General features: G+C 62.4%; 24 protein-coding genes and 1 tRNA gene. 11 read left to right on the top strand and 14 right to left on the bottom strand.

Annotated elements, in window-relative coordinates:
* Positions 1-90: 90 nt before the first annotated feature.
* From VEC01_RS06425 to VEC01_RS06415, 3 genes are all read right to left on the bottom strand, one after another.
* Positions 91-933: an OmpA family protein gene (locus VEC01_RS06425; RefSeq protein ID WP_324899897.1), complete on the bottom strand. Its 843-nt coding sequence runs from the start codon at positions 931-933 to the stop codon at positions 91-93.
* Positions 934-1167: 234 nt separating this feature from the next.
* Complete coding sequence (locus VEC01_RS06420; protein WP_324899895.1) at positions 1168-1578, bottom strand: DUF1330 domain-containing protein; 411 nt, start codon at positions 1576-1578, stop codon at positions 1168-1170.
* 114 nt (positions 1579-1692) lie between these two features.
* Entirely contained in the window at positions 1693-2313 is a 621-nt protein-coding gene (locus VEC01_RS06415) for a hypothetical protein (protein WP_324899893.1), read from the bottom strand.
* Between the two features lie 218 nt (positions 2314-2531).
* Between VEC01_RS06415 and VEC01_RS06410 the strand changes: the two genes are divergently transcribed.
* Entirely contained in the window at positions 2532-3443 is a 912-nt protein-coding gene (locus tag VEC01_RS06410; RefSeq protein WP_324899891.1) for a crotonase/enoyl-CoA hydratase family protein, read from the top strand.
* A 265-nt stretch (positions 3444-3708) separates the two neighbouring features.
* Here VEC01_RS06410 and VEC01_RS20620 read toward each other — a convergent pair whose 3' ends face one another.
* Positions 3709-3948 (bottom strand): DUF3563 family protein, encoded by a 240-nt coding sequence (locus tag VEC01_RS20620; protein WP_414691420.1) that lies wholly within the window; start codon positions 3946-3948, stop codon positions 3709-3711.
* Positions 3949-4485: 537 nt separating this feature from the next.
* Between VEC01_RS20620 and VEC01_RS06400 the strand changes: the two genes are divergently transcribed.
* Entirely contained in the window at positions 4486-4962 is a 477-nt protein-coding gene (locus VEC01_RS06400; protein WP_324899889.1) for a protease complex subunit PrcB family protein, read from the top strand.
* Positions 4963-4991: 29 nt separating this feature from the next.
* Here VEC01_RS06400 and VEC01_RS06395 read toward each other — a convergent pair whose 3' ends face one another.
* Positions 4992-5612, bottom strand: coding sequence for a LysE family translocator (locus VEC01_RS06395; protein ID WP_324899887.1), 621 nt, complete (start codon positions 5610-5612; stop codon positions 4992-4994).
* Between the two features lie 93 nt (positions 5613-5705).
* Here VEC01_RS06395 and VEC01_RS06390 point away from each other — a divergent pair, with 93 nt between their 5' ends.
* Entirely contained in the window at positions 5706-6149 is a 444-nt protein-coding gene (locus VEC01_RS06390) for an Lrp/AsnC family transcriptional regulator (RefSeq protein ID WP_324899885.1), read from the top strand.
* 107 nt (positions 6150-6256) lie between these two features.
* Here VEC01_RS06390 and VEC01_RS06385 read toward each other — a convergent pair whose 3' ends face one another.
* Positions 6257-7291, bottom strand: coding sequence for a hypothetical protein (locus tag VEC01_RS06385; protein WP_324899883.1), 1035 nt, complete (start codon positions 7289-7291; stop codon positions 6257-6259).
* A gap of 207 nt (positions 7292-7498) precedes the next feature.
* Here VEC01_RS06385 and VEC01_RS06380 point away from each other — a divergent pair, with 207 nt between their 5' ends.
* The 3 genes from VEC01_RS06380 to VEC01_RS06370 all read left to right on the top strand — a co-directional run bounded on the left by VEC01_RS06380 (position 7499) and on the right by VEC01_RS06370 (position 9739).
* Positions 7499-7924: a CopG family transcriptional regulator gene (locus tag VEC01_RS06380; RefSeq protein ID WP_324899881.1), complete on the top strand. Its 426-nt coding sequence runs from the start codon at positions 7499-7501 to the stop codon at positions 7922-7924.
* Between the two features lie 18 nt (positions 7925-7942).
* Positions 7943-9190: a PHB depolymerase family esterase gene (locus VEC01_RS06375; RefSeq protein ID WP_324899879.1), complete on the top strand. Its 1248-nt coding sequence runs from the start codon at positions 7943-7945 to the stop codon at positions 9188-9190.
* 105 nt (positions 9191-9295) lie between these two features.
* Positions 9296-9739, top strand: a complete 444-nt coding sequence (locus VEC01_RS06370) for a hypothetical protein (protein WP_324899877.1) — start codon at positions 9296-9298, stop codon at positions 9737-9739.
* Between the two features lie 234 nt (positions 9740-9973).
* Here VEC01_RS06370 and VEC01_RS06365 read toward each other — a convergent pair whose 3' ends face one another.
* Entirely contained in the window at positions 9974-10345 is a 372-nt protein-coding gene (locus VEC01_RS06365; protein ID WP_324899875.1) for a hypothetical protein, read from the bottom strand.
* Positions 10346-10367: 22 nt separating this feature from the next.
* The gene (locus VEC01_RS06360; RefSeq protein ID WP_324899873.1) at positions 10368-10619 is read right to left on the bottom strand and encodes a hypothetical protein; all 252 of its coding nucleotides are present in this window, start codon (positions 10617-10619) and stop codon (positions 10368-10370) included.
* 348 nt (positions 10620-10967) lie between these two features.
* Between VEC01_RS06360 and VEC01_RS06355 the strand changes: the two genes are divergently transcribed.
* A complete protein-coding gene (locus VEC01_RS06355) occupies positions 10968-11180 on the top strand; it encodes a hypothetical protein (RefSeq protein ID WP_324899871.1) in 213 nt (70 codons plus the stop codon).
* 455 nt (positions 11181-11635) lie between these two features.
* Positions 11636-11968, top strand: coding sequence for a multidrug efflux SMR transporter (locus VEC01_RS06350; protein ID WP_324899870.1), 333 nt, complete (start codon positions 11636-11638; stop codon positions 11966-11968).
* Positions 11969-12058: 90 nt separating this feature from the next.
* On the opposite strand, the gene VEC01_RS06345 is transcribed toward VEC01_RS06350, so the two are convergent.
* The 4 genes from VEC01_RS06345 to VEC01_RS06330 all read right to left on the bottom strand — a co-directional run bounded on the left by VEC01_RS06345 (position 12059) and on the right by VEC01_RS06330 (position 14240).
* Positions 12059-13087 carry an isocitrate/isopropylmalate dehydrogenase family protein gene (locus VEC01_RS06345; protein WP_324899868.1) on the bottom strand — a complete coding sequence of 343 codons (1029 nt, stop codon included), beginning with the start codon at positions 13085-13087 and terminating at the stop codon, positions 12059-12061.
* 288 nt (positions 13088-13375) lie between these two features.
* Positions 13376-13630: a hypothetical protein gene (locus VEC01_RS06340; RefSeq protein WP_324899866.1), complete on the bottom strand. Its 255-nt coding sequence runs from the start codon at positions 13628-13630 to the stop codon at positions 13376-13378.
* A gap of 149 nt (positions 13631-13779) precedes the next feature.
* Positions 13780-14007, bottom strand: a complete 228-nt coding sequence (locus tag VEC01_RS06335) for an oxidoreductase-like domain-containing protein (protein ID WP_324899864.1) — start codon at positions 14005-14007, stop codon at positions 13780-13782.
* A gap of 156 nt (positions 14008-14163) precedes the next feature.
* Positions 14164-14240: transfer RNA gene (locus VEC01_RS06330), tRNA-Met, on the bottom strand.
* 109 nt (positions 14241-14349) lie between these two features.
* On the opposite strand from VEC01_RS06330, the gene VEC01_RS06325 reads away from it, so the two are divergent.
* The 3 genes from VEC01_RS06325 (at position 14350) to VEC01_RS06315 (ending at position 16324) form a co-directional block, all read left to right on the top strand.
* Positions 14350-14895 carry a DUF2939 domain-containing protein gene (locus VEC01_RS06325; RefSeq protein WP_324899862.1) on the top strand — a complete coding sequence of 182 codons (546 nt, stop codon included), beginning with the start codon at positions 14350-14352 and terminating at the stop codon, positions 14893-14895.
* A 115-nt stretch (positions 14896-15010) separates the two neighbouring features.
* Positions 15011-15604 carry a DUF938 domain-containing protein gene (locus tag VEC01_RS06320; protein WP_324899860.1) on the top strand — a complete coding sequence of 198 codons (594 nt, stop codon included), beginning with the start codon at positions 15011-15013 and terminating at the stop codon, positions 15602-15604.
* A 399-nt stretch (positions 15605-16003) separates the two neighbouring features.
* Positions 16004-16324, top strand: a complete 321-nt coding sequence (locus tag VEC01_RS06315) for a GYD domain-containing protein (protein WP_324899858.1) — start codon at positions 16004-16006, stop codon at positions 16322-16324.
* 166 nt (positions 16325-16490) lie between these two features.
* On the opposite strand, the gene VEC01_RS06310 is transcribed toward VEC01_RS06315, so the two are convergent.
* Both VEC01_RS06310 and VEC01_RS06305 read right to left on the bottom strand, forming a co-directional pair.
* A complete protein-coding gene (locus tag VEC01_RS06310; RefSeq protein WP_324899899.1) occupies positions 16491-17240 on the bottom strand; it encodes a DUF817 domain-containing protein in 750 nt (249 codons plus the stop codon).
* 138 nt (positions 17241-17378) lie between these two features.
* Positions 17379-17834 (bottom strand): SRPBCC domain-containing protein, encoded by a 456-nt coding sequence (locus VEC01_RS06305; RefSeq protein ID WP_324899856.1) that lies wholly within the window; start codon positions 17832-17834, stop codon positions 17379-17381.
* Positions 17835-18886: the final 1052 nt, after the last annotated feature.

Raw genomic sequence — 18886 nt, 5'->3', positions numbered from 1 at the left:
TCGCAGCGTTCGCTTTGCGCACCGCCTGCCCGTCGCGCGCGGCGCCGTTCTCATCCTGAAACGCCGCGACCCGCCATTCTGGTCGAAAAATCAGAACTTCACCAGCTCCACGCGCCGGTTCCTGGCCCTGCCGGCATCCGTTCGGTTGTCCGCGACCGGCGCCGCGTCGCCCTTGCCGGCGGACTTGAGGCGCTTGGCGTCGATTCCCTTGCCTTCCAGGTACTTCACCACGCTTTCGGCGCGCTTCAAGGACAGCTCGGCGTTCGATTTCTTGTCGCCGACATTGTCGGTATGGCCTTCCACTGACAGTTTCAGCTGCCTGTCGTTCTTCAGCAGCGACACCACTTCCGCCAGCAGCGCTTCCGATTCCGGCTTGATGGTCGCCTTTCCGGTATCGAACACGATGCCGTTCAGCGCCACGAAGCCGGTGGCCTTGATCGCGGCCGCCATTTCGCCGGCCGAGAACTCGACCTTCTGCGCCATCGCGGCGACGTCGACGATATGCAGCTGGTAGCGGTAACCGCCGTTGTCGACGCTGATCTGCACCCAGCGCTCGCCGTCCGCACGCGGCACGCGGAACACCGCGACTTCGCCATGGCGCCGCACCAGGCTGCCGCCGGCCTTCCTGAAAGCGTTCTCGTAGTTGCGGATCAGCTCCACCGTGCTCGGCTGGCGCACGCCTTCTTTCAGGATGTAGTCGACGAACCAGTACTTGCCTTCCTTGGTTTCGCCATCGTCCGGGTTGGCCTTGCTGGCGAACTGGAATTCGTTGAAGTCGTTGCGCTTGCTGTTATCGATGTAGAAGCCGGGGAAGCGGGCGATTTCCGGATGCTCTTCCGTCTCTTCCAGATCGGCCGGGTCTTTCGCGGCAAAGGCGGTGGCGGTGAAGGTGACGAGGATCAGTGCGATCAAGCGTTTGAAAGCGAGGTTCAATATGCGCTCCGTGTTATCGGTGTTGGTTGTTGAGTGAAGCGGGTATGGAATGGAAATGGCGTGGTCCGGCGGCGCGCCGCCGCCCCCGGAATTAAACCTCCCCTTGCCGAAAAGAGCAAATACCACAAATATGGGACAGCCGGATACCGGAAGTGAGCGCCGGGCATGCAGCTTCCCTGCCTGGCGCGATGCGTTGCCTCGGGACCGGTCCCGCAAGAAGGGGGGAGGGGGCGGTCACTGCTGGCGGATGGTGGCGATCAGCCGCGCATCCTCCAGCGCCGCGGTGCGATGGAAGGTGATTTCCTGGTAGGCCGGCGATTTCAGCATGGACAGGAAGGCTTCCTTCGACGGGTACTCGACCAGCAGCACTTCGTCCCAGCGCTCATCCGGCGGCGCGATGAAGGCATGCCTGGCCTCGCCCTGCCAGATCACCGTTCCGCCCACCTGCTTCAGGTGCGGCACCACTTCGGCGGCGTAGGTCGCATAGGCTTCGCGTCCGCTGCGCGCCGGCTGCTGCCTGTCGGCCGCGTACGCGGCTTGCGCGCGGAAGCGCAGCAGGTTGAGCATCACGACCGGCGTGCCGGAAGGCAGGTTTGCCGCCAGTTGCCGGACACTCTCCGGTGTCGGGTCGATCGATCTTGCCAAGGCTGTCTCCTTTGTTCTGGTTGAATGATGACGCCCGTGCGCCAGCCTTGCTGCCGGCGCAGCGCCTGCCCATGGTAATGCACGCCTGATTTTTTCGCAGGGGCTGCCGGTAGACTAGTGCCCGGACGTCGACGGCGTATCGATGACGCCATGCAGCGGCTGTCCGCCGTTGAACAGGGACGGCGGCCACCAGCCGACATCGGCGGTGATCTTCGAATCGAACTGCAGCCGCGCCTGCGACGCCGGATAGGACTTGTTGTTGTAGGAAAAGCCGGCGACTTCCAGCACGCCGCCATTGAAGGCCGCGCACTCCTTGTCCAGCGCGTACGTCGTTTCCACGCTGCCGTCACTGCCGGCGCTGCGCCTGAACTGCCGGGCCGCGGACAACGGAATGGCGTTTCCTGCCTGGGTCAGGATGCGCGTGCGCGCGAGGATATCTTCCGCGCCTTCCGGCATCCGCACGCGCAGGTAAGAGACGGGTTCGAACACGTAGCCCGCGGGGAGGACGGGTGGCAAGGGAATCACATAGGACGTCATCAGGGTGCCGAGCCGGTTCGGGCAGGCGAATTCGATCGCCAGCGGCAGGTCGTTGTGCGGCTTCAATACCGCCTGCGCGTTCTCCACAGGTGTCTCCAGCGTTGGGGAAAACAGAACCGTCTCCTCGGTGCCCGACGTGGTGAAGGCGACGCAGCCGGTAAGGGATAGCGACAACACGGAAAGAATGCTCGCACGCATGGTTGCACCTCCTGCAAGAAGCGGATGCGGGGGCGCCGCAATCAGCGCAGGCATCCGTGCTTCACCTGCTTGCAGGACTCGTGCCAATGCCATGCACCGTAGCCGTCTTCTCCTGTTGCCAGGACGGCAAATCCCAAACGATGCAAAAATAGCCGTTGTAGCGCAGCACCGAACAACCCGTTCCGACGCTAACCGGACAAAAACACAAGGAGACAGCCATGCCCGCCTTTCCCTCCGTCGTCATCGACAAGGACCCCGCGAACCCCCGCGTCGCCCGCCTGACGCTCAACCGCCCGGAGCGCCTGAACGCGATCAACGAGGATATGCCGCGCGACATCCGCGCCGCGGTCGACTGGGCCAATGCCGACAATGAGGTGCATGTGATCGTGGTGGAAGGCGCGGGCAAGGGTTTCTGCGGCGGCTATGACCTGCAGCTTTTCGGCCAGGGCCAGGTCGACCACCCCTGCCAGCAGGAAAAATTCCCGTGGGACCCGATGGAAGACTATGCGTACATGAAGCGCAACACCGGAGACTTCATGAGCCTGTGGCGCAGCCCGAAGCCGACGATCGCGAAGGTGCACGGCCATGCGGTCGCCGGCGGCAGCGACATCGCGCTGTGCTGCGACCTGCTGGTGATGGCCGACGATGCGCGCATCGGCTACATGCCGACCCGGGTCTGGGGCTGCCCGACCACCGCGATGTGGACTTACCGCCTCGGTCCGGCCCGCGCCAAGCAGATGATGTTCACCGGCGACACCATCGACGGCAGGACCGCCGCCGCATGGGGGCTGGCCAACAGCAGCGTGCCTGCGGCGGAACTGGACCGCGCGGTGATGGAACTGGCCGGGCGCATCGCCGGTGTGCCGCGCGGGCATCTCGCGATGCACAAGATGGTGGTCAACCAGGCAATGCTGACGATGGGGCTGGAGCAGACCCAGATGTTCGCGACGGTGTTCGACGGCATCACCCGCCACAACCCGGAAGGCATGTGGTTCAGGCGGCAGGCGCAGGCGGAGGGCTTCCGCAGTGCGGTGCAGTGGCGCGACAGCGGGCGGGCGATCCCGGAAGGGGATGAGGCACGGGCGCTGATCGCGGAACTGGAGCAGAAGCTGCGCGCGCAGGGCGGATGAGCGGCGAGGGCTCCCGTCGACCGCCGGTCAGCGGCCGGACAGCATTGCTATTAGCCCGTCAAGATGATTTGGCAGGTAAAGGATCGAAGGGTGGGGGGCGCCGAGGAAGAGCGAATCGACACCCACCTTGCGCCTTGATAGCGTAGCCAAAACGGTGGGTTTCTCCTGCGGCTCCACCCACCCTACAACTGGCCGGCGACAGCGGCCGGCCAGCATTGACCGGCATGCAGCAGCGGGGCGGCGGGCCTGCCGGAAGGGTCGCCTTCTATTCAGACCACGCGCTCGGACCGCGCTCGAGGCTGCGCATGCGCTGCTCGAGATCGAAGAGGTCGGCCGATTCAGCCAGATAGGCCTCTTCGCGGTTGCGGCGGCTTTCTTCCATGCTTTGCAGGAGGCCGTTGGCGAGGTGCTCAAGTGCTGCATGGATGGATGCAGCGATGTCGTGACCGGCGGAGCGCATGGCGGTAACCACGGCGTTCGGCGTTGTCATTGTGGCGATAGACATTTTGTGTCCTTTCAGTGCCTTACGTTGGTGATGCCAGTATAGGACTGCGGTCCCGCCAGGGATAATTTCGATTCAGAATGAGAGTTATGCGGCTGGTGAATCTGGACGGAATGCCATCGGGGATAGCAATGTGTAAAACGTGTAAGGTGCGCTGTGCGCACCAAGGCATTCAAACCAGGTCGGGCAAGTCCGCCAATGTCTTGGCCAATCCCCGGTTCGGCCGGCACATCCCGATTCAACAAACAGATGAGTGCGCCGGGCGCCATGCCTCGCTGCCAAATGCGCGCAGCACATGGCTGATTTCATTCTTTGCATGGGAACGCCGGGCACCGAATCTGGAACGTAAAATCCGACGAATGGGCAGGAGCGTCAACGTCCCGGCAGGGTGCGCTCCGCGGACCGCTCGTCGAATGAATGGAAGCGTCAAACTATGAGCACGGGAACGCCGTGAAACGGTGCGCAAAGCGCACCCTGCGTTTGTTGTTTATGTCGTGAGGTTCGTTCTGCACATTACAAAAACAGGGCCATACATCTGATATGCGTTTCCACTCAGGCACACCGGTTGTCCTGCTCCTGTCTTCCATGCTGCTCGGGTGCGTTGCCACTTCGCTGGAACGCGTTCAGGAAGTCCCCTTTGCCACGCTAAGCCAGTCCCTCAATTCCGGCATCGATCGCTTCGCCGCGGAAGTCGTGCGCGACAACGCGTCGCTGGAGCGGCTCTGGCAGGAGCACGTGAAGAACGATGGAAAGAAACTCCGGGTGCCCGTTGTCGACTTTTCGCACGACATGGTGATAGCCGTTTTCCTCGGACCGCGTTCCAACGGCTGCTACCAAGTGCAGATCGAGCGCGTGATCCATGCGGGCGGCGTCCTGAAGGTCGAGTACCGGGAAATTGCACCGTTCGGAAATGCCATCTGTACCTATGGCATGACGTGGCCATCCCACATTGTCCGGGTGCCCGCGCGCGACCGCGAAGTGGAGTTCGTCAGGATCGGTTACCGGAGTTCGGAGTAACGCGACGGCGCGGCGGAGATCCGGCTCGATTACACGGCAAGCGACATCAACTGATACCCCGCAAATCCCGCCAGCAGCAGCGCCGAGCCGCGCCGGACCCAGCGCAGGTGCACCGGCTGCAGCCGCTCGCGCAGGCGCCCGACCATTCCCACCAGGATGAACCACCACAAGGCCGAGCCGACGAACACCCCGGCGATCATCCATGCGGGCGACGCACCCGCCATGCCGCCGGCCAGCGATGAAAACACCGCGATGAACGACAGGATGGTCATCGGGTTGGAGATCGTCAGCAGGAAGGTGCCGCCGAACGCCTGCCAGCCCTTGACGCCGCCTTTGGCCGCCGCCGCCTGTTTCGGCTCCGCGCTGTGCCATGCGCTCCATGCCAGCCATAGCAGGAACAGCGCGCCGCCCGACGCGAGCAGCGTGCGCGATGCGGTCAAGAGCGTGATCACCGCCGTCACGCCGAACGCGCCGATCGCGCCGTACATTGCATCCGCCACCGCCGCGCCGAGACCGGTCGCCAGCCCGACGCGCGGGCCATGGTCGAGCGTGCGCTGGATGCACAACAGGCCGATCGGCCCGACCGGCGCCGCGATCGACAGGCCGATCAGCGCCGACTTGAGGAACAGGGGAAAGAGCGAGGTATCCATGCCCGAAAGTCTATCCAGCCGGCTGGCGGCGAGGAATGCGGTTTTTCAGGCAAAATGCGCGGGTCGCCTGAAAAAATAAAGGAGATTCCGGAAATGAACCCTGTGGATGAAAAGTCGTGGCGCATCCTCGCCGCGCTGCAGGAAGACGCCCGCGCGCCGCTGAAAACGCTGGCCGAAACCGCCGGACTGTCGGTGCCCGCCACCGCGGAGCGCATCCGGAAGATGGAAGAGGCCGGCATCATCCGCGGTTACCATGCGGACGTCGCGCCGGAAGCGCTCGGCTATGTGATCAAGGCGGTGGTTGCCATCACCACCCAGCATCCGTACAAGCAAAAGTTCATCGAGGTGCTGCGCGCCAAGCCGCAGGTGCTGGAGTGCCTGCACGTGACCGGCGCCGACTCCGTGTTGTTTACCGTGGTGGCGAAGGACATGGCCGACCTGGAGCAATTCCTCGCCAGCATCAACAAGTATGGCGAGACGCGCACCTCGATCGTGATGTCCGCGCAGATTCCGCGGCGTGGCGTGCAGCGGTTCTAGGAATGTCCGGCCTCGGGCCCGCACTCGCCGGCGCATACTACGGGCCTCGCCGCGCGGCAGGACCTGAGACAAGATGGTGAACGATGCGCGGCCGCGGCTTCACGACGTTACGGCTTCAAGCCTGCCAGCGTTGCATTCACGCCGTCGACGATTTCCTTCATCGCCTCGTTCTGCGGCAACTGGCGCGAGTACAGCGCGATCCGCTGCTGCATCTTCTCGAACGGTGCGCGTTGCCCGACTTCCCCGATCAACCGCCTGCCTTCGCCGGAAGACAGGAACGCCATGATCTTGCGGGGATCCGTGCGCTCGTCGTCGAGCTTCGCAAGGACCATATCCCGGTAGCTCGCCCCCTTGATCTCGACTGCCAGCATCGCGCTGGCGTGCAGCCAGTTTGCAAATCGAATGGCGTCGGTATACCCGAAGTCGCCGAGTGGCATCGGGAATGCAGGTTCGGTCTCGTTTAACAGAAGGAGCAGTTCCTCCTTTGCGGCCGGATCGAGCTTCTTGACGACTTCCTTCGCTTGCAAGACAAACGTGATCACCTCCGTGCCATAGGGGTTTTTTGACCGGCGTAGCTCAGCCACGAGTGCGCGCTGCGCGTGCGCCGGCGCGAACGGCACAAGATGGGCCAGCTCCCCGAAATAGCCATCGTCGTCGATTGCGCCGTTGCGCCTTGCGGACGAAAGGATGTCCGGCGTATCGGGAAAGTACCCAAGCCGGGAATAGACCAGCACAGCCGCACCCGCAAGCTCGCGCTGCTCTGCCCGGGCCAGTCGGCGCAGGTCCTGCGCAATTGCGGCGTTCATTCCCGTTGCGTCGGCCGGGGAGTACAGCGATCCAAGGAGACGGGCGAGCGCGACTTTTTCCTCTGCAGGGACGCGCGACACCAGAAGCGTGCGGATCGCCATTACGTTGGCCCGGGTCTTCCGGATGCCAAGTACATAAGCTTCGTCGAGCGTCTTTCGGTTCTCGATCGCATCTGTTGCGCGCTTGACGCGGTATGCATCAAGGAGCTGCTGGGCGCGCGCGCTGCGCTGGTCGGGCGTCGCTTGGTTCGCCATGCCCGGCACCGGGGCCGGTTGCGCGAGCACGATCGTGTGTACAAGAATTCCGACTGCGCCAATCACCAATGCCTGTTTCATCGGTTCTCCAATTCTTTATTAATACTGCAGGCGCCGCCGCAGCGTCTCCGCCACCTTGCGCCGCCGCAAGTCCGGGAAAGGATGCAAGCCGTCAACTCCAGAGGAGGGGATGCGTCATGTTAATACTTCGCCACGATTTTTAAAAACCATCCACATGGATGGGAACTGGATGGTGCGGGGCTGGTCCTACCTGCAGGAGGAAAAAACATGGCACGCGAACCAGTCACGCAAGACAGCCGGGTAAAAGTTGGCGATACGGAAAAAATCACCATCAACCTCGGCCCCGTCGACCTCGGACAGATCGATCTGCTGGTGCAGGAGGGGTTCTATTCGAACCGCACCGACCTGATCCGGACGGCGATACGCAACCAGTTGCAGTTGCATGGCGACGTCATCCGGCAGACGGTGGCGCGCAAGAGCCTCGTGCTCGGCCTGCAACATTACTCCCGCGCGGACCTGGAGGCCGTGCGCGACGCAGGACAGACGTTGCAGATACAGGTGCTGGGCCTGGCCAGCATCGGGGCGGATGTCACGCCCGAACTCGCGTTGGCCACTATCGACTCCGTGACCGTGCTGGGTGCCCTGCATGCCAGCCCCGCCGTCAAGGCCGCTTTGGCCGGACGGATACATTAATTACTTTGAAAGACTGCCATGAACATCAATGAAGGCTTCCTCGCGCAAATGCGCGAAGCCACCCAACTCTTGCAGACCGAAGGCCCGATGGCCGCCACCGCCGCGATACAACGCGCGCTGCACGGCGCGTCGCCGGGCACGGCACAGACGCCGCCCACCGACTGGACTGCATACCTGCCGCAGGCGCCGGAACTGCACGACATCAACACGCCGCACGCGCCGCAGCCACAGCCGCAACCTGGGGCCGACCTGCTCGCCCGCTTCCGCAACCTCGCCGGCGGCAAGTGGCCGGGCGCCGGCGCACACCAGCCGGTAGAGGACGTCGAAGTACACGATGCCGCCGATGCGCCCGATGCGCGTCCGGACGCCTCCGCCCGGGGACGCTTCATTGCCGGCGCATGCACCAGCCACGCCGGCACGCGCGCCTACAAGCTGTACATCCCGAGCGGATACAAGGACGAGCCGCTGCCGCTGGTCGTCATGCTGCACGGCTGCACGCAGAATCCCGACGACTTCGCCGCGGGTACCGGCATGAACGCCGCCGCCGAGGAAAACAATTGCTTCGTCGTCTATCCGGAACAGACGAAGAACGCCAACGGCTCGCAATGCTGGAACTGGTTCCAGCCCGGCGACCAGCGGCGCGACCAGGGCGAACCGTCGATCCTTGCCGACATCGCGCGCGACATCGGCCGCAGCTACAAGGTCGACACCAGCCGCATCTATGTGGCCGGCCTGTCCGCCGGCGGCGCGATGGCCGTGGTGCTCGGCGCGACCTATCCCGAGCTGTTTGCCGCCGTCGGCGTCCATTCCGGCCTGCCGTATGGTATCGCGCACGATGTCCCGTCCGCGTTCGCCGCGATGAAGCGCCGCAAGGCCAAGGCCGGCGCAAGCCGCGGACTGCAGGCGCAGGCGCGCAGCCCGGCACCGCTCGGGAAGCCGGTGCCGGCGATCGTCTTCCACGGCGACCGTGACACCACCGTGTCGCCCGTCAATGGCGACCAGGTGCTGGCCCAATGCGTGCCTGCGGCAGGCGACAAGGATGCGCGCACCGACGTGCAGCAAGCGGCGGTGCCGAACGGGCGGACCTATACCAAAACCGTGATCCGGGACGGGCAGGGCAACACCATCGCGGAGAAATGGATCGTGCACGGCGCCGCCCACGCCTGGTCCGGCGGCAGCCGCAAGGGTTCGTACACCGACCCGAAGGGCCCGGACGCCTCCCGCGAAATGCTGCGCTTCTTTCTCGCGCATCCGCGCAGTGTGTAGCCAAGACGCATCATCCGGCGCTGCCGGGTGAGCGACCCGAGGCCGCCGTCACGAAAGGCGGCGGCCTTTTCATGCGTGGACAGGAAACTTCATGTAGGCTGGGGCATGGACAAAGAAAACGTCATTTCGCTGAGCGGTCCGTTCCGCATCCATGATTCGCTGGGGCGGACATGGAAGGTGCGGGGCATTCGCATTTACGACGAAGGCTATGCCATCATCGACGTCTACGTGGACTTCGACGCGTCGATGGAAGACGATCCGCTCCACGAAGACCCGCTCGTCATCCGGCAGATCCTTTCCCGGCTGCGCGCCATCGGCTACGACGGCCCGGATTTCGGACTGGGCGATCCCGGCCTGCAGGACGACAGGCTGATCGTGCTTGAAGCGCCGGAAGCGTTTTGCCTTTTCGCAGCCGGCAAGGGCTGGAAAAACCTGGCGGAAGCGTATGCGGGCGCCGACAGTTATCCGGCCGCACACGACGACATCATGAACAGCCCGGAGGCGCAGGTCGTTTATGCCGCGCTGATGCGCAGGATTACGGGCAAGTAACGACAGGGGCGGGAAGGCGCATGCCGGTTCCGCTATTTGCGCGAATGGGTAGAGGTGGCCGCGGAGGAATGGTGCGCAAAGCGCACCCTACGTGCCAAGTGTCAAAACGGCAAGGTGCGCTTTGCGCACCGCTTCGAAGAATCAATGCGCGGAAGGATCGGGGCGTTACGGTGTGACGTCGTGCGCGTAGCACGCCCTACGCATTTCAAGGATGGGTTTGAAGCAACCCACAGCTTACGCCGGCTTGTTTTCCCGCGCATCGATGTCCGCCAGCGACTCGCGTCCGCGCTCGGTAATGTCGAAGCCATCTCCCACGGTGCGCGGCGCGATCAATCCTTTCCTGCTCAGGAAGGTCGCGACATCCGCGTCGATGGCGCCCGGCGCGGCGTACGCCACCGCGCGCAGCCCTTCGATGCAGCGTTGCACGAACAAGGTCTGCTGGCCCTTCTCGGTGAGCGCAAACACGCCGCCCTTGGCGGTGATGTACTTCAGGCCCGCGAGCCGCTTCGCATTGCGCGCCACGCAGGCGCTTTCCCGCTCGCCTTTTTTCAGGCGGCGGATCTGCGCGAGCGCCTCGAATTCATCCCTCGTCAACTTGTCTTCCATTGTCTTTCCGATCAATCGTAAGTCATTTCCGGCGCTTGCCCGGCTGTTTCGGCTTGGGCGGCGTCTGCGGCCGCGCCGTGGCGAGCTGCGCGAACAGGGTTTTCGCATCCTGCACCGCGCGCTCCTGCGTGCGCATTTCCGGAATGTCGTCGTGCAGCGTGAAAAAATCCGCCGCCTGCGCCTTCATCACATGCTTGATCGCGGCGTCGTCGCTCATGTCGTACATTTCGGTCAGGAGCGTGGTGACTTCATCCAGGTATTCTTCGTAGGTCATCGGCATGGCGGGGGAGCGGCGAGGGCCGGGGTCAAATGTTTGCGCAGTATATCCTTCCGCAGGCAGGATGTTGAAAGCAGTGGAGGATTGACATGGTGCGCGCAGCGCACCCTACGCTGGTTGCGAGGGCATGCGGCCGTGTAGCTGTAGCGTCTGCGGAAATTCCGCAGCAACGGATGCTTGCCCTGTTTCCCCCGGTTCACAAGCTTGCGCAATATCATCAGAAGGGAAAATCTGAATCCAGCCTCTAATTAAGTCGTACTTTCCTTGCCCCTTGATGGATTATTCTAGTGGCACATTTCTAACCAGGCAGTGTTTTCATGCTGTCATTACTTACAGGAGCAAGCGATGGCCCTTTCCATCAACTCGAATCTCGGTGACCTGCTCGACAACGACCAGAGCAAGGCGATCCTCGAAAAGCACCTCCCGGGCATCTCGACCCACCCGCAAATCGCGATGGGCCGCGGCTTCCCGCTGAAGATGGTGGCCGGTTTCTCCGGCGGCCTGATCACGAACGAGGCGTTGGAAAAGGTTGACGCTGATCTCCAGACCCTGGGATAAATTTCGCGTTCCGGGCGAGACCGTAAGCGGGCCGGCCGGGAAAGCGCCAGAGTTGGGAATCAAACGGGTTACGACATGATTGTCGTAACCCGTTTTGTCTTTTGGGCCTGACTTTCTCGACCGGGGGAACCGGGCAAGCAAGCGCAGGGTGCGCTTCGCGCACCTTTCAGGGTCGAACATGCAAACTGCAGGCACCTGGCGTTGGAACGGTGCGCGGAGCGCACCCTACGCCTGCTTTTTCTTTCGCAGCTCGATTGCGCGGCGGCCCGGCCGGATTCCCGCTTTCAGGTGTTCAACCGGAAATTGCGGCAGTGCCAGTCGAGCCAGAAACGGGGACGGCGGCTCTGGGCAACCAATAATGCAGATCAGAGAATGCCAGGGGCAAGCGTTTGTCGCAGCACCGCTGTCGAAGCCGATTCCTGCCCAGTTCGGGGAATAAAACAAATGGTGACACGATGAAAAATTGGATGATCCTGTTCGCGGCAATCGTGGCGGAAGTGATCGCGACCTCTGCCCTGAAGGCCAGCGACAGCTTTACAAAGGTGCTCCCGTCCGTCGTGGTTGTTATCGGTTATGGCATCGCGTTCTATTTCCTTGCTTTAACCCTGCGCGTGATCCCGGTAGGGATTGCGTATGCGGTCTGGTCCGGCGTGGGGATTGTGTTGATTTCAGCCGTAGGGTGGTTCTGGCATGGCCAGACGCTGGACGCGCCGGCAATCCTTGGCATTGCATTGATCATGACAGGCGTGGTCGTGCTCAACGTGTTTTCGAAATCGGTCGCGCATTAGCGCGTTGCGCTGGCAGACGTCCTGCCCGTAACCGATTTGCGTACCAAGGCGAAAACAGGACCCGACTGACGGCAGCCCGGCACCTCGCTCCTACAACCGCTTGATCAGCGCCGTCGTAAACTCCGCCGTCGACGCCGTCCCTCCCAGGTCGCGCGTGCGCACCTGATCCTCAAGCAAGGTCGCCTGGATCGCGCCGCGCAGCCGTACCGCCAGGTCCTGCTTGCCCACATGCTCGAGCATCATCCCCGCCGCCAGCAGCAGCGAGACCGGATTGGCCACGCCTTTGCCGGCAATGTCGGGCGCCGAGCCGTGCACCGCTTCGAAGATCGCGACCTGCTCGCCGATGTTCGCGCCCGGCGCCATGCCGAGGCCGCCGATCAGGCCGGCCAGCTGGTCGGAAAGGATGTCGCCGAACAGGTTGGTACACAGCAGCATGTCGAACTGCCACGGGTTCAGCACCAGCTGCATCGCGCACGCATCGACGATGCGGTCGTCGACTTCCACCCGGCCCGCATACTCCTGCGCAACTTCGCGCGCCGCTTCCAGGAAGATCCCGGTCAGCGCCTTCAACACATTCGCCTTGTGCACGATGGTGATCTTCTTGCGCCCGTTCTTCACCGCGTAGTCGAACGCGAAGCGCGCGATGCGGCGGCAGCCGTCGCGGGTATTCACGCCGGTGGACACCGCAACCGCGCGCGGATCGGCGCCGACCGGAACGAAATACTCGTGCGCGACATACAGGCCCTCGATGTTTTCGCGCACCAGCACGATGTCGATGTTTTCGTAGCGGCCCGGGATGATGGTCTTGGCCGGGCGCAGGTTCGCATACAGCTTGAACTCTTCACGCAGGCGCACGTTGACCGACCGGAAGCCGCCGCCGACCGGCGTGGTGAGCGGCCCCTTGAGCGCCAGCCTGTTGCGCCGGATGCTCTCCAGCGTCGCCGCCGGCAGCGGATCGCCGGTGGCATCGATGCCTGCCATGCCGGCCGTCTGCGTTTCCCATTCAAACGGCGAACCCAGCGCATCCAGCACCTGCACCGTCGCATTGGTCACCTCGGGACCGATCCCGTCGCCCGGGATCAGGGTTGCCGGAATCCGTCCGCCTTGTGTCGCAGTCATTCGTGTGCTCCTTGTCTTGTTGGCAATCTTCCTCGATTGAATCCACCGAGAATGCGCTTGCTACCTGTCAGCATGCTTACAGGCGGCAGGCCGGTATCGCGAGTGAACGCGGTCCGGCGATTCGCAGAGGCAAGCGACAGCGCCTGCCTCGACGAATGGTTTTGGCAGGAAAAATGCGGAAATGTTTATGCGAAAGAGAAGGGCTGCAGGACGGGGCAGGGCTGGCGCGAAGGAGGAACAGGGCGCGGGCCGCGTTTTCTTCCCGATCGTGGCCTGTCCCCTGTTGCTCTACCCGAGCGATTTCAGGGAGATGCCCTGCAGCGGGTTGCCGTCCAGGTAGTCATGGCCGGCATTCGTCAGTCGCCAGAAACCGCTGTCGGATTCCGCGATCCAGCCCTTGTCCTGGAGCAGGTGCAGGTGGTGCAGGATGATTGCCGGCTCCGTGTTCAGGCGCAGGGCAACGGCGTTGGCGGAAAGCTGTGGCTCCGGCGCTTCCAGGAGTTTCCCCAGGATCGCCTCCATCAGCATTTGGTCTCGCTTCATGGTGTCGGAAATGGCAAAAAAGGGGGATCTTAGCGGAATTTTCCGGAAATGTAGGGCGCGCTACGCGCACCGCGCCGAAGAAAGACCAGATTCGCGCAGTAAAGCGGGGTTGCGGCACAAAGTGCCGGGCGGAGCTTGTCTGGCGCGTGCTACGCCTTACCTAACATCCCTCGCACCTGCTCGCACCAATATCCCACCGCATTGAAATACCCTTCCCACACGCAGCCGTTGCAGCCGCGACCGCAGCAGCTGGTCGGTTCTTCCGGGGGATCACGGAAAAGGATCGCCCGTTGCGCCAGTTGCGCGCTGTAGTCGGCAATCCATTGCCGGGCCTGGTAGGCACTGGCGGGGACGGGATTGTTGGGTTCGTCACTCATGCGTCTGCTGAAGCAGGGGGCGGCGTATCGATTCAGGAAGTATAAACAGGCGCCGGGCGAGATGGTGCGCGGAACGCGTGCTGCCGGCGGCAACGTTTTTCCCGGCGTGACAAAATAAAAGGCCCGGCTGCATGCACCGGGCCTTTTATCCGTATCTGGTTGCGGGGACAGGATTTGAACCTGTGACCTTCGGGTTATGAGCCCGACGAGCTGCCAGACTGCTCCACCCCGCGTCTGAGGGAGCGAAGTCTACAGGCGATCATGCAACAATGCAAGCAATACATCGCGGCTCATCCGCTTGATGAGCAATTGCAGGGAGAATGCGACTTCACGGGAATGGGTATGCAAAGAAAGATTGCCGTCATCGCGGTCGTGACTGTGCTGATGCTCGCCAGTGCGAGCTGTCTGAGTCCCTGGTGGACGCTTTACCGCATGCGTTCCGCCATCGAGGGCCGCGACTACGTGGCATTCGCTTCTCATGTCGATTTCCCGTCCCTGAAGGCAAGTTTCAAGAGCCAGCTGGTGGCGAACGGCGGCGGCAAGCCGGCGAATGACAGCGACAGCGTGCTGGACGCATTTGCCGAAGGCATCGTCGGCACGCTGGCCGGCCCGGTGCTCGACCTTGTGCTGGGCGCTGCCGGCGTCATTGAAATGATCAACCAGGGCACGCCGGCTATCACGCGGGCGGTGATTTCAAGCGCGATCACGAAGGTGCCCGCGGCAGCGCAAGCGCCGGCCGAACTGAAGGCGACATATCGGGGCTGGGACAGGGTCGCCTTTCGCGGCGCGGAGGCGCCTGAGGAAGAAGGGAGCTTCATCCTGGTGCGCGGCGGCTTGTGGAGCTGGAAGCTGGCGGAGGTCGACCTTCATCCGGCGGCCGCGAGGTGAGACTGCGCTGCGGAGATCCCCGAATGAACAATGAAATCGTCTCCTGCTCAAATGATCGGGATGCAAGGGCTTCGACTTCAGCACCTGCAATGGCATTTGCAACCGGAATCGACCGATGACCAAAATGTACTCCGCTGCCTGCGAGCGCAACCGCGAACCGATCCTCGCCGTGCTGCGCGATGTGCTCGCGCATGCGCGCAGCGTGCTGGAAATCGGCAGCGGGACGGGACAGCACGCGGTGTACTTCGGCGCGAACCTGCCGCACCTGGTCTGGCAAACCAGCGATCTGCCGCAGAATCATGCGAGCATCCTGGCGTGGCTGGACGAGGCACGGCCGCCCAATGTATTGCCGCCGCTGCGACTCGATGTCGGCGCCGATGCCTGGCCCGCGGGCCCGTTCGATGCGGTATTCAGTGCCAATACCTGCCACATCATGGCATGGGAGCAGGTGGAGGCGATGTTTGCCGGCGCCGGCCGCGTGCTGAAGCAGGGCGGCATGTTGTGCATCTACGGACCCTTCAACTACAACGGCAAGTTCACCAGCGACAGCAATGCCATGTTCGACATGTCGCTCAAGGCGCAGGACGGACACATGGGTATCCGCGATTTCGAGGCGGTCGACCGGCTGGCGGGGGCGCAGGGGATGGTGCTGGCGGGCGATCATGCGATGCCGGCGAATAACCGGCTGCTGGTGTGGCGGCGGGGATAGCGCCGGCAAAACGGGGGCATATCGTAGGGCGCGTTTTGCGCACCGCTGCGTAGAAAAATCAGGTTGGAAAGGGATAACGTTCGCGCAGGGAGAAATGATGCGCAGGGAGCACACCCCACGCTTTCCAAGGGAGGAAATGACATGACCTAAAGAAAGGTGCGCCTGGGAATCGCATGCCGACGAACGACATGACATGCTGCAGCTCGGACTTTTCTCATTCCAGCCCGGTTGAGGACGATCAAACCCGGGAGGAGGTCCGGTCCTATGCTGAACTTGCGCGGTGCGGTCGATAACGCGGCGCGCATTCCGCAGTGGCGGATCCAGGCGCCCGGACGATGGCGCGGCCTGTTGATCGGCGGAGACTGCACCGGGCCAGCCTCTCGCTGAAGGAGGACTGTCATGGCCAAGTATCTGTTTGAAGCGAACTATGTGGGCGAAGGCATCAGCGGCCTGCTGAAGGAAGGCGGCACGCACCGCCGCAGCGCCGTCGAGGAAATGTTCCGTTCGGTTGACGGCAAGATCGAATCCTTCTACTTCGCCTTCGGCGACCGCGACGTGATCATCGTCGCGGACATCCCCGACAACGCCAGCGCCGCCGCGATTGCACTGAAGGTCAACGCGGCCGGGCTGGCGAAATGCAAGACCACCGTGCTGATGACGCCGGATGAAGTGGATGCAGCGGCGAAGATGGATGTGGCTTACAAGCCGCCGGGGCAGTGAGCTATCTGCCGGGTGCGCCTTGCGCACCGACCTTCCTCTGGTCGCAGTCACGGCGCTGCTTTGACAGCGAACGGAGGCTTGGATGGTGAGCGGGGCGCATCCTACGCCTCCAAAAGACTCGCAGAAAGGCGGGGAGTTTGCGGAAATCGATCAGCTTGTGCCGTCCTCACGGCGCAAGCTGTATTCGCGCCTTGATATGCTTGAGTTCCGCCACAATGATGAACGTAAGCATGGCAAGCAGCGACCACGAACTCCATTTGCCGACGTGAACCATCGCCCACGCACCTGCCTGGTTCGGGTAGCGCCAGGCGCCGTAAAACGTGGAGATGTTCTCCGCGATCCAGATGAAGAAGCCGATCAGAACGAACGCCAGTACAAGCGGCATCCGGCGTTCCACGTCGTAGGGACGGAACACCACCTCCGTCCGCGCATACAAGCCACAGGCAAGAGCGATCAGGTACCAGCGATAGTCACCGATGTAATGATGGGTGAAAAAATTGGCGTAAATCGCCAGCGCAAGGGCGGCCGCCATCCAGTAAGGTGGATGACGTTCCACCCGCAGGTCGAACAGCCTCCAGGCCTGGATCACGTAGCTTCCCACTGCCGCATACATGAAGCCGGAGTAGAGAGGCACACCCAGGAACTTGGTGTAGGCGAACTCGGGATACGACCATGAGCCGACCGATGTCTTGAACAGCTCCAGCGCCAGACCGAGGAGGTGAAAGGCGAGGATGGCACGGAACTCGTCCCAGGTCTCCAGCCGTGCGCGCAGCATCCACGCCTGGATGCCGACCGCAATCAGGAGAAGCAGGTCGTAGCGTGGAATGCCGAAGCCCTTGAGCTTGTGGGATGCAAACAGGGCCAGGAAGAACAGGCCCGCAAACAGGCAGGCACGCGCCTCCTTGATGCCGAACATCAAGAACTCGACGGCAAACCGACGAAAACCCGATACGTCGGCAACGTCCCGTACGGTGACGAATCGATCAAAGCGATGGACGAGTCTGGCCGGCGATAAGGTGAAGGGCATGGAGCAAGCGGGCGATGAATAAATGGCCTAGGCCCTGGCCGATTCGCACAAGGCCTTGAGCCGCTGCAGCGCTTTCGGCCAGGCCTCGGCCAGATAGCGTTCGAATTCCGCTGTCGCGTCCTGGTCCACCACCAGCCGTGTCCCTTCGGCAGTCGGCACGAAGGTATAGTTCTCATACGCCGGCGCCCACGCCCGCACCGCCTCGCTGTCGATGTCCTCCGCACCCTTGGAAAGGTAGCCGAGATGCCTGATCGAGACGAACTCGTTCGGGCGGTTCTCGGCAATCTCCGCGACCATGCCATCCCCGGACGGCGTCATGAAGCGGATCTGCTGCCCCTGTTCCCACGAACCCTCGTAGTATGACCCTTCGGCAAAGGCCGCCGTCCAGTCCCTGTAGCTATCCGGCGCGAGCATCAGCGCGTAGACGGTGGATACCGGCGCAGCGATGTCGATGGAGAATTGAATGCGCTTCAGGTTTGCCATGATTTCCTCCAACAGGGGGACAGGTTCGCCGCGAAGGTGTGTCGTCGACCTGCATGCTCCGATGGCTGCCAATCGCCATGCTGATACCTTAACAGCAAAATTTTCGCCGACTGGGGCCGGCCGGGGGCAGCGTTCATATCATTCCCCGTTCTGTGCGATTTCTGCCTGACGAAAATCATGGGTAGTTGCCGCTGCCCCGGCTCGGCATCGTTGCCGCCTCATTTGCTACATGTTAAGCAAGATCCCTCGCGCTTGCTCACACAGTATCCGCCTGCGGTACTTGACAGCTAGCAGCAACATCAAGGGGCGCAGACACTACCGGTACAGAAGTCGCGCAAATCGGTCCGTGCATGAAGCAAACGCCCAGACCAAGCATGCGTGTTCAAGCATCAGTGGTACGGTGATTTGCGCAAAACACCATACGAACCGGAACCGAGCAGGCCAATGTGCAATAGAAAAAATTTCGGGTACTAGAACCTGTGGACCTAAGGCATAAGCTGCTTATTTCTACCGCTTTAATGGTCGTCGGCGCGCTCCCATTTGGCTTCGCAAGCGCGTGGGCATTTGCGATCTCTAACAGCGTGGACACGATTTCGGGAAAAGCCGGGCTGTCGGACGCATTATTCATTCTGGTTGTACTCTGTGGAACTTACGGTCTTAGTGTATTGGTGTCCGTTTCCAGTGCGGTGTGGACGTTACGTCTTGTCAGAGGCCGCCACGGTCCATTTTCTAACTGCATTTCATATGCTGCCAGAGTGATGATTTTTCTTCATTCTGTTGCGCTAGTAGCATTTCTGTATTGGTCCAACCGGTAGCTCATTATGCTGAACGGGCGTCCAGGATCGAGGACTTGCTGAAATCGTATGTGGCAGCGGCCCGTTGCGCGAATCCGTGATGACTGAGCGGAATCTGCACAGGTCGTGCTCCAACGCTGCAAGGCCTCGAGTCGCTGCATGCAAGGACGCATCGCCACCGGGGTGCCAAGTACAGGAGTTTGATGCCGATCAACGGCGTATCCGCGATCCCGGTGCACGCACGGTAGCAGTTGATAA

Source organism: Noviherbaspirillum sp., assembly GCF_035627455.1.
Taxonomy (GTDB): Bacteria; Pseudomonadota; Gammaproteobacteria; order Burkholderiales; family Burkholderiaceae_D; genus Noviherbaspirillum.
The sequence above is the reverse complement of the archived record's forward strand: the minus strand, read 5'-3'. Positions and strand labels throughout refer to the sequence as shown.

What these genes read in the sequence shown, in the direction of transcription:
- VEC01_RS06345 (WP_324899868.1), bottom strand. Translation starts at nt 13,087, where the DNA reads ATGACTGCGACACAAGGCGGACGGATTCCGGCAACCCTGATCCCGGGC.
- VEC01_RS06360 (WP_324899873.1), bottom strand. Translation starts at nt 10,619, where the DNA reads ATGACCTACGAAGAATACCTGGATGAAGTCACCACGCTCCTGACCGAA.
- VEC01_RS06410 (WP_324899891.1), top strand. Translation starts at nt 2,532, where the DNA reads ATGCCCGCCTTTCCCTCCGTCGTCATCGACAAGGACCCCGCGAACCCC.
- VEC01_RS06310 (WP_324899899.1), bottom strand. Translation starts at nt 17,240, where the DNA reads ATGTTCGGCATCAAGGAGGCGCGTGCCTGCCTGTTTGCGGGCCTGTTC.
- VEC01_RS06350 (WP_324899870.1), top strand. Translation starts at nt 11,636, where the DNA reads ATGAAAAATTGGATGATCCTGTTCGCGGCAATCGTGGCGGAAGTGATC.
- VEC01_RS06325 (WP_324899862.1), top strand. Translation starts at nt 14,350, where the DNA reads ATGCAAAGAAAGATTGCCGTCATCGCGGTCGTGACTGTGCTGATGCTC.
- VEC01_RS06390 (WP_324899885.1), top strand. Translation starts at nt 5,706, where the DNA reads ATGAACCCTGTGGATGAAAAGTCGTGGCGCATCCTCGCCGCGCTGCAG.
- VEC01_RS06305 (WP_324899856.1), bottom strand. Translation starts at nt 17,834, where the DNA reads ATGGCAAACCTGAAGCGCATTCAATTCTCCATCGACATCGCTGCGCCG.
- VEC01_RS06320 (WP_324899860.1), top strand. Translation starts at nt 15,011, where the DNA reads ATGACCAAAATGTACTCCGCTGCCTGCGAGCGCAACCGCGAACCGATC.
- VEC01_RS06385 (WP_324899883.1), bottom strand. Translation starts at nt 7,291, where the DNA reads ATGAAACAGGCATTGGTGATTGGCGCAGTCGGAATTCTTGTACACACG.
- VEC01_RS06400 (WP_324899889.1), top strand. Translation starts at nt 4,486, where the DNA reads ATGCGTTTCCACTCAGGCACACCGGTTGTCCTGCTCCTGTCTTCCATG.
- VEC01_RS06380 (WP_324899881.1), top strand. Translation starts at nt 7,499, where the DNA reads ATGGCACGCGAACCAGTCACGCAAGACAGCCGGGTAAAAGTTGGCGAT.
- VEC01_RS06370 (WP_324899877.1), top strand. Translation starts at nt 9,296, where the DNA reads ATGGACAAAGAAAACGTCATTTCGCTGAGCGGTCCGTTCCGCATCCAT.
- VEC01_RS06395 (WP_324899887.1), bottom strand. Translation starts at nt 5,612, where the DNA reads ATGGATACCTCGCTCTTTCCCCTGTTCCTCAAGTCGGCGCTGATCGGC.
- VEC01_RS06340 (WP_324899866.1), bottom strand. Translation starts at nt 13,630, where the DNA reads ATGAAGCGAGACCAAATGCTGATGGAGGCGATCCTGGGGAAACTCCTG.
- VEC01_RS20620 (WP_414691420.1), bottom strand. Translation starts at nt 3,948, where the DNA reads ATGTCTATCGCCACAATGACAACGCCGAACGCCGTGGTTACCGCCATG.
- VEC01_RS06375 (WP_324899879.1), top strand. Translation starts at nt 7,943, where the DNA reads ATGAACATCAATGAAGGCTTCCTCGCGCAAATGCGCGAAGCCACCCAA.
- VEC01_RS06415 (WP_324899893.1), bottom strand. Translation starts at nt 2,313, where the DNA reads ATGCGTGCGAGCATTCTTTCCGTGTTGTCGCTATCCCTTACCGGCTGC.
- VEC01_RS06315 (WP_324899858.1), top strand. Translation starts at nt 16,004, where the DNA reads ATGGCCAAGTATCTGTTTGAAGCGAACTATGTGGGCGAAGGCATCAGC.
- VEC01_RS06335 (WP_324899864.1), bottom strand. Translation starts at nt 14,007, where the DNA reads ATGAGTGACGAACCCAACAATCCCGTCCCCGCCAGTGCCTACCAGGCC.
- VEC01_RS06365 (WP_324899875.1), bottom strand. Translation starts at nt 10,345, where the DNA reads ATGGAAGACAAGTTGACGAGGGATGAATTCGAGGCGCTCGCGCAGATC.
- VEC01_RS06355 (WP_324899871.1), top strand. Translation starts at nt 10,968, where the DNA reads ATGGCCCTTTCCATCAACTCGAATCTCGGTGACCTGCTCGACAACGAC.